Source organism: Synechocystis sp. LEGE 06083 (assembly GCF_015207725.1).
GTDB lineage: Bacteria > Cyanobacteriota > Cyanobacteriia > Cyanobacteriales > Microcystaceae > Synechocystis > Synechocystis salina.
The window spans coordinates 1-6,148 of sequence record NZ_JADEWJ010000245.1 but is presented as its reverse complement, the minus strand read 5'-3'; the positions used below and the strand labels follow the sequence as shown (position 1 = coordinate 6,148).

Below are 6,148 nucleotides of genomic sequence, written 5' to 3'. Positions count from 1 at the left end.
GTTTAACGATTATCGTTTCCCATCCAAAATACCGGAGTTCCTCGCTATGGGAAAACCTGTTATACTTCCTAGGACAAATATTGCCAACCATCTTACTCACCTTGTCAACTCCTTTATTTTGTCAGATGTTAATTGCTATTCCCTAGTTGAGACCATTGATTTTTTGATGGATAATCCAGAGATTCGTTCAAAAATAATTCAAGGTGGCCTTGAATATGCTAAAAATCATCTAGACTGGGGTAAAAATTCCGAGAAACTACTAGAGTTTTATGACTCTGTCATCTCTGTGTCCTGTAGTGGCGATGAAAAACATAAACTAAATCAAAGATTCAAATTGTTAATTGATGACTATCAACAAGCGAATACTGTGAAACTAAATTTACTAAACGAAAATCTGAATAACAAAAATCAGTATATACAAAATCAAGAATATCAAATCAGTGAACTTCTGTCATCTAAACAACTCCTGGAATCAGAGATAAACGCTATGCGTAGTAGTAAGTTTTGGAAGCTAAGGGAATTATGGTTTGGTATTAAGGAAAAACTTCTCTAAACTGTCTAATGTCAGTTTAATTTCTCAAAACTGCTATTATTTCCCCAACAAACGACACTTTTTGTATCACTCTATGAATAGTCAAAAAAGCTCGAATGATTTAAATAACAAAGTACATGTTTTTACTAGCTGTACGAGTTGCTATATCCCCAAGGCAAGGGTGCTAGCTGAATCAGTCAAAAAATTCCATGATTCAATTACATTTCATTTAGTTTTGTCTGATAAATTACCTGATTTTTTTGATTTACAAGATGAATATTTTGATTCGGTAATTTTTATAGAAAGCCTTGATATAGATAATTTTCCTCAATGGACTTTTAAGCATTCAGTAGTAGAAATGTGTACAGCAGTAAAACCATTGGCCTTCCGTAAAATTTTCTCGACTTATAGTGAGTGTCAAAAGATTATATTTTTGGATCCTGACACAGCTATTTTTTCTAGCTTAGATGGCTTATTAGATCATCTGGAAGAAAACAGTATCTTGCTGACACCTCATCAACTTGAGCCAGAGAAAACAGAGGAGAAAATTAGGGATAATGAGCTAGCTATTCTTAGACACGGGATCTTCAACCTTGGTTTTATTGGTGTTAAAGCTAGTCCAGAAGGTCATAAATTTATAGATTGGTGGTCTGACAGATGCCTTAATTTATGCTTTATTGATCCGGCCAATGGTATTTACACCGACCAGCGTTGGATAGACCTTGTCCCATCTTACTTTGAAGACTTTTATGTTATTCGAGATCCGGGATGTAATGTCGCTAACTGGAATTTAAGTAATCGAGTTTTAACAGGTGATGTTAACACTGAAATTTTTGTTAACCAGTCCCCTTTAGTTTTTTATCATTTTTCTAGTTCCCAGAGCATTATGTCGGATAAGCACGATGTCGTTAATGATGTTTCGGGCTCATTATTACAATGGTATCAAAAAAAATATATAGATATGGAAAGTCTAAAATATGGCAATCTAGAGTCCTTTTATAATTTCTTTGACAACGGCGAATCAATTTCTAACCAGGCGAGAATTTTGTACCGTTACAGCAAAAAACTACAAGAACTTTTCCCAAATCCCTATGACACTAAAACCCAAAAGCGTTCATTTTTTGAATGGTTGCAACTCAACAATTCTATCCAGCACGACATAGGCAGTCTATACCTTGGCGATTTAGAGCATGTAAACCATCACGAAAAAATCTCTGCCCTAAGTAAAAATATTGATTTGCTAAGGGGGGAAATTAATATCGTTACAGCCGAGATGGCTGCCATGGAATCCAGTAAATTTTGGAAACTGCGCACTGCATGGTTTGCCCTCAAAAGTATCTTCAAAGGAGAATAAGCTCAAGTTTTAGGTAGGCTAACTGCTCACTCTCTCGTTCATCCCAACCATTAACAGCCATTGGAATTTATGTAAGTCATTAAACAAAACCCTCATTTTCAGAGGGTTTTAGAGATAATTTCTAAAGTAAAAATCAAGAAGTAATACGGGAAAGCATAATACGAATGAGGGCGCCGTAAATCATGGCTTCACTGATTTCGGTATAAAGTTCATAATCCTTGCTCAATCTTCGATAGTAATTTAAGCAACCAAAAATACGCTCTACCACCCAACACTTGGCTAAAACTTCAAATTCTTTGGAGGAACGCTTGACGACCTCGAGCCGTACTGATTCTCCACACACTTGCCTTATTGCCCGAGCAAAATTTTCCCCGCAATAGCCCTGGTCTAGGTAAATCACTTCCAGTGAGGATAAATGCTGACGCAACTCATCAAAAATCACTACCGCTCCTAAGCGCTCTGAAGCATTAGCTTCCGTTACTAATAATCCTAAAATAAAGCCCTGGGAATCCACTACGATGTGCCGTTTACGTCCTTTAACTTTCTTGCCACCGTCAAAACCATAGACTTCCCCCTTTTTTCCGTTGTTTTAACGGATTGGGAGTCAGCCATTGCCACACTGGAGTCGGGAACTCTTCCCGTCTTTTCTCTCGCTTCTTTACGTAATTCATCATAAATTCTTTGCCAGATACCCTTCCTTTGCCACTTGTGAAAATATTTATACACTGTCTGATGGAGCGGAAAATCATGGGGGAGCATCTCCCACTGGCATCCTGTGCGCTGTACATAGAAGATAGCATTGATAATTTCTCGCAGGTATACCTCTCTGGGACACCCAAATCCCTTATATGCCAGTAGCTTGGGCTCGATTATCTCCCACTCTTCATCACTCATCTCACTCGCATATGGCTTACGTTTCATATTGGCTACATTGGGTAAACTACTCATCCACAACACTCAATTTTTACCACTCCACCATAAAAACTAAATTTCATCTCTCCCCTCTTTTTTATATTTTCTTTAGACATGACTTCTTACGAATCAGTTTTTGAATGTATTTATTCAATCCAATCCTGCGGGTTTGACAAAAATATCAAAGAAAGTGCTGGTTGCCCTCATATCAAAGATCCTTAAAAATTTCATTAACGGTTAACGCTAACTGGGGAAACGTGGGGGACTGAATTGCCATTGATTCTTTAAAATCACCCACTTCTTGATAGCAACCCGAAGCCAATTCTAAAACCAAAACTGATTGCGTTTGGGGATCAACAATCCAATATTCAGGAATGCTACAGGCTTGATATTGTTGACGCTTGGCAATGTAGTCCCGCTCCCGTTGCAATTCCCCCGGACTGACAACTTCCACCACCAATAAAGGCGGTAACATCGATAACCGAACCGTATTGCGTTTAGCTAATTGAGCAATATGCTCTTCTCGAATAATAGTTAAATCAGGAAAGCGGTTTTTGGGCTCACCATGAACTTCTAGTTCTAAACCGTGTCCCCGCACCCGATCCGTGCCCAACATTAAGGCAAAAACAAGAAATAAACGATTGGCAATTTGAAAATTCAAACCCGATTCCGTCGGCACAGCAATTAATTCCCCATTGAATAATTCATAGAGTTGATCGGTATCGTCTTCGTACGCAAGATACTCGTCAAAGCTTTTAAAGCGGGGTTGGAGCGCTAACATAGGCTGACCGTTTTCAGAAATAATTAGGCTTTTATTCTAACGATTTAGCGATTTTATGGCGATCGCCAGTCCTATCAAGCATATTCCCCGCGCAACCAATGGGAAGAACATTCTCATACAAACCATAGTTTGAATTTCCCCGGCAAAAGTCAGGGCGACGGTTTTGTATTGCGGACTTTTTTGCCTCAAAAGAATCAAGGATTATCGATGTTTTTCCTTTGCAAGCGACGACGGTGGGACAAATAGCGACGGAATATGCCAGGAAACTATTTGCCGGAGATAATTACACCGATTACTTCTACTTCCATGGCATGGCAGTGCAAATGGCGGAAGGTTTAGCCGAGTGGACCCACCAACGAGTACGGCGGGAATTGAGATTTGGTGATTTAGATCCCGACAATATCCGCGATATTCTGCAACAACGTTACCAAGGCTCCCGTTATAGTTTTGGTTATCCCGCTTGCCCCAATATGCAGGATCAATACACCCAGTTAGATTTACTCCAAACCGACCGGATTGGCCTGTTTATGGATGAAAGTGAACAGGTTTATCCAGAACAATCGACAACGGCGATTATTGCCTACCACCCCACTGCCAAATATTTTAGTATTTAGACTTAAGGCACTCAAGATGTCAGAAGTTTACCAACTTCAAAGAGTTTCCCTTGATTCCGACATTTGTTATAGGCAACCCTTTGTTTGACGATTATGCTATCTGGTTCAGAGGGTGTTTTAACAGCCCCCTTACCTCCCAAGTTTGGGGACTCCCAGTATTGCCAGAGCTTTAGTTAGGAGATTTAGGAGGCGAACTAAAACCTTCCAAACAGGCTCTTAGTTACGTATTACTAAAATCAGCAGAGATAGTCCAGTTGATAAGAAAATAAACCCCAAAATAATGGGAACAGCAGTTCCAAAATTAACGCCCGGTTTTAAGATAGCTAAACTGGGTTCTGTTGGTTTGTAAAATACATCAATGGCACTGCCAATTGGATATTTATTTTTTTCGGCGATCGCCTTACTTCTTTCATTAAAGCGTTTACTGGCGGTCGAACCGTCACCAAGGGAATAGCGATCGCCGGTGTAGGCATTGCCATCCACTTGGTAGTCATAGGTAATCGTCAAATGATGAGTTTCCACCCTGGTGCTGCCATTACGATCAACTTCTCTGATAATTTGCACAGATTTAATCTCGCCCGCTACAACTGGCCATTTTTTGGCAGCTAGGGCCTCCTGTACAAAATTGACACCGAAGATAATCATTACCGCTCCACCGACTGTTAAAAGTCCGGCGAAACCAACTCCTAGCCCATATTGCCACGGTGGCATTGTTTGTTTTGTCATACCAAAGTTTATTTATAACAGGCGATCGCCTCATTGGGTTTGTTGAGATCATCCGCAACCTTAGGAAAATGAGGGCATAAGGGAGCATTGGGGATGTTAAAAACCCTATTATCACTTTTTTATAAAAACGGCTGGGGAAAATAGCGCCCCCCGTAGGAAATATCTCGGCGATCGCCGTTATCTCAAAGATTCTTAAAAATTTCATTAACGGTTAACGCTAACTGGGGAAAAGTTGGGGACTGAATTGCCATTGTCTCTTTAAAATTGCCAACTTCCTGATAGCAATCCGAAACCAATTCTAAAACCAAAACTGTTTGCGTTTGGGGATTAACAATCCAATATTCAGGAATGCTACAGGCTTGATATTGTTGACGCTTCGCAATGTAGTCCCGCTCCCGTTGCAATTCCCCCGGACTGACAACTTCCACCACCAATAAGGGCGGTAACATCGATAACCGAATCGTATTGCGTTTAGCTAATTGGGCAATATGCTCTTCTCGAATAATCGTTAAATCAGGAAAACGGTTTTTGGGCTCACCATGAACCTCTAGTTCTAAACCGTGTCCCCGTACCTGTCGATAACCGACAATTTCGGCAAATTTGAGCAGTAAAAATGTGGCAATTTGAAAATTTAATCCTGACTCCGTTGGCACAGCAATTAATTCCCCATTGAATAATTCATAGAGTTGCTCAGTATCATCTTCATATGCAAGATACTCGTCAAAGCTTTTAAAGCGGGGTTGGAGCGCTAACATATGCCACCGTTTCCAGAAATAATTAGGCTTTTATTCTAGCAATTTAGCGATTTTATGGCGATCGCCAAATCTGATTTTCTCCCGCAAAAGTCAGGGTGACGGCTTTGTATTACGGACTTCTTTGCTTCAAAAGAATCAGGGATTACCGATGCTTTCCTTTACAGGCGGTGACGGTGGGGGAAATGGCAGCGGAATATGGGAGAGAACTACTTACTGGCGATAATTACACCGATTGTCTCTACCCAAAATAATTCGACCACAACGACCATTCCCTACCATCCCACCGCCAAATATTTCAGTGCCTAATCTACTCCCCAGTAATGGCCAATCCTTCCACCCAAACCCGGGGACAGACTCCCCCTGGGGTAACTTCCGGTTCCGGTTCTAAGTAAACAATAGTTTTTAAAACTTCTAAGAAGTCCCCTGCCACCGTGGCCGCATCAATGCTTTGCTTTTCCCCCTTATTCACTAACC

General features: G+C 40.5%; 7 protein-coding genes and 2 pseudogenes. 4 read left to right on the top strand and 5 right to left on the bottom strand.

Annotated features, from left to right (window positions below; all coding sequences use genetic code 11):
• Together IQ219_RS15825 and IQ219_RS15820 are read left to right on the top strand one after the other, a co-directional pair.
• On the top strand, nucleotides 1-553 hold a 553-nt coding region (locus IQ219_RS15825; protein ID WP_228017196.1), incomplete at its 5' end, for a glycosyltransferase.
• Between the two features lie 73 nt (nucleotides 554-626).
• A complete protein-coding gene (locus tag IQ219_RS15820) occupies nucleotides 627-1,886 on the top strand; it encodes a glycosyltransferase (protein ID WP_194020661.1) in 1,260 nt (419 codons plus the stop codon).
• 133 nt (nucleotides 1,887-2,019) lie between these two features.
• Here IQ219_RS15820 and IQ219_RS15815 read toward each other — a convergent pair.
• Both IQ219_RS15815 and IQ219_RS15810 read right to left on the bottom strand, forming a co-directional pair.
• Nucleotides 2,020-2,807, bottom strand: a protein-coding gene (locus IQ219_RS15815) for an IS5 family transposase (protein ID WP_194073241.1) whose coding sequence is annotated in 2 segments (ribosomal slippage) — nucleotides 2,020-2,468 and nucleotides 2,468-2,807 — 789 coding nt in all. Because the reading frame shifts where the segments join, the coding sequence is not laid out codon by codon here.
• A gap of 199 nt (nucleotides 2,808-3,006) precedes the next feature.
• Nucleotides 3,007-3,579 carry a Uma2 family endonuclease gene (locus IQ219_RS15810; RefSeq protein ID WP_194019344.1) on the bottom strand — a complete coding sequence of 191 codons (573 nt, stop codon included), beginning with the start codon at nucleotides 3,577-3,579 and terminating at the stop codon, nucleotides 3,007-3,009.
• Between the two features lie 128 nt (nucleotides 3,580-3,707).
• Here IQ219_RS15810 and IQ219_RS15805 point away from each other — a divergent pair.
• Nucleotides 3,708-4,193: pseudogene (locus IQ219_RS15805) on the top strand (vitamin B12 dependent-methionine synthase activation domain-containing protein); the annotation flags it as partial.
• 216 nt (nucleotides 4,194-4,409) lie between these two features.
• On the opposite strand, the gene IQ219_RS15800 reads toward IQ219_RS15805, so the two are convergent.
• Complete coding sequence (locus IQ219_RS15800; protein WP_194073239.1) at nucleotides 4,410-4,919, bottom strand: DUF3592 domain-containing protein; 510 nt, start codon at nucleotides 4,917-4,919, stop codon at nucleotides 4,410-4,412.
• Nucleotides 4,920-5,101: 182 nt separating this feature from the next.
• Entirely contained in the window at nucleotides 5,102-5,674 is a 573-nt protein-coding gene (locus tag IQ219_RS15795; RefSeq protein ID WP_194073238.1) for a Uma2 family endonuclease, read from the bottom strand.
• Nucleotides 5,675-5,731: 57 nt separating this feature from the next.
• Here IQ219_RS15795 and IQ219_RS15790 point away from each other — a divergent pair.
• Nucleotides 5,732-5,916 (top strand): annotated as a pseudogene (locus IQ219_RS15790) (hypothetical protein); the annotation flags it as partial.
• A gap of 65 nt (nucleotides 5,917-5,981) precedes the next feature.
• Here the strand turns inward: IQ219_RS15790 and IQ219_RS15785 are convergent.
• A partial coding sequence (locus IQ219_RS15785) for a metallopeptidase TldD-related protein (protein ID WP_368667619.1) occupies nucleotides 5,982-6,148 on the bottom strand: 167 nt, incomplete at its 5' end.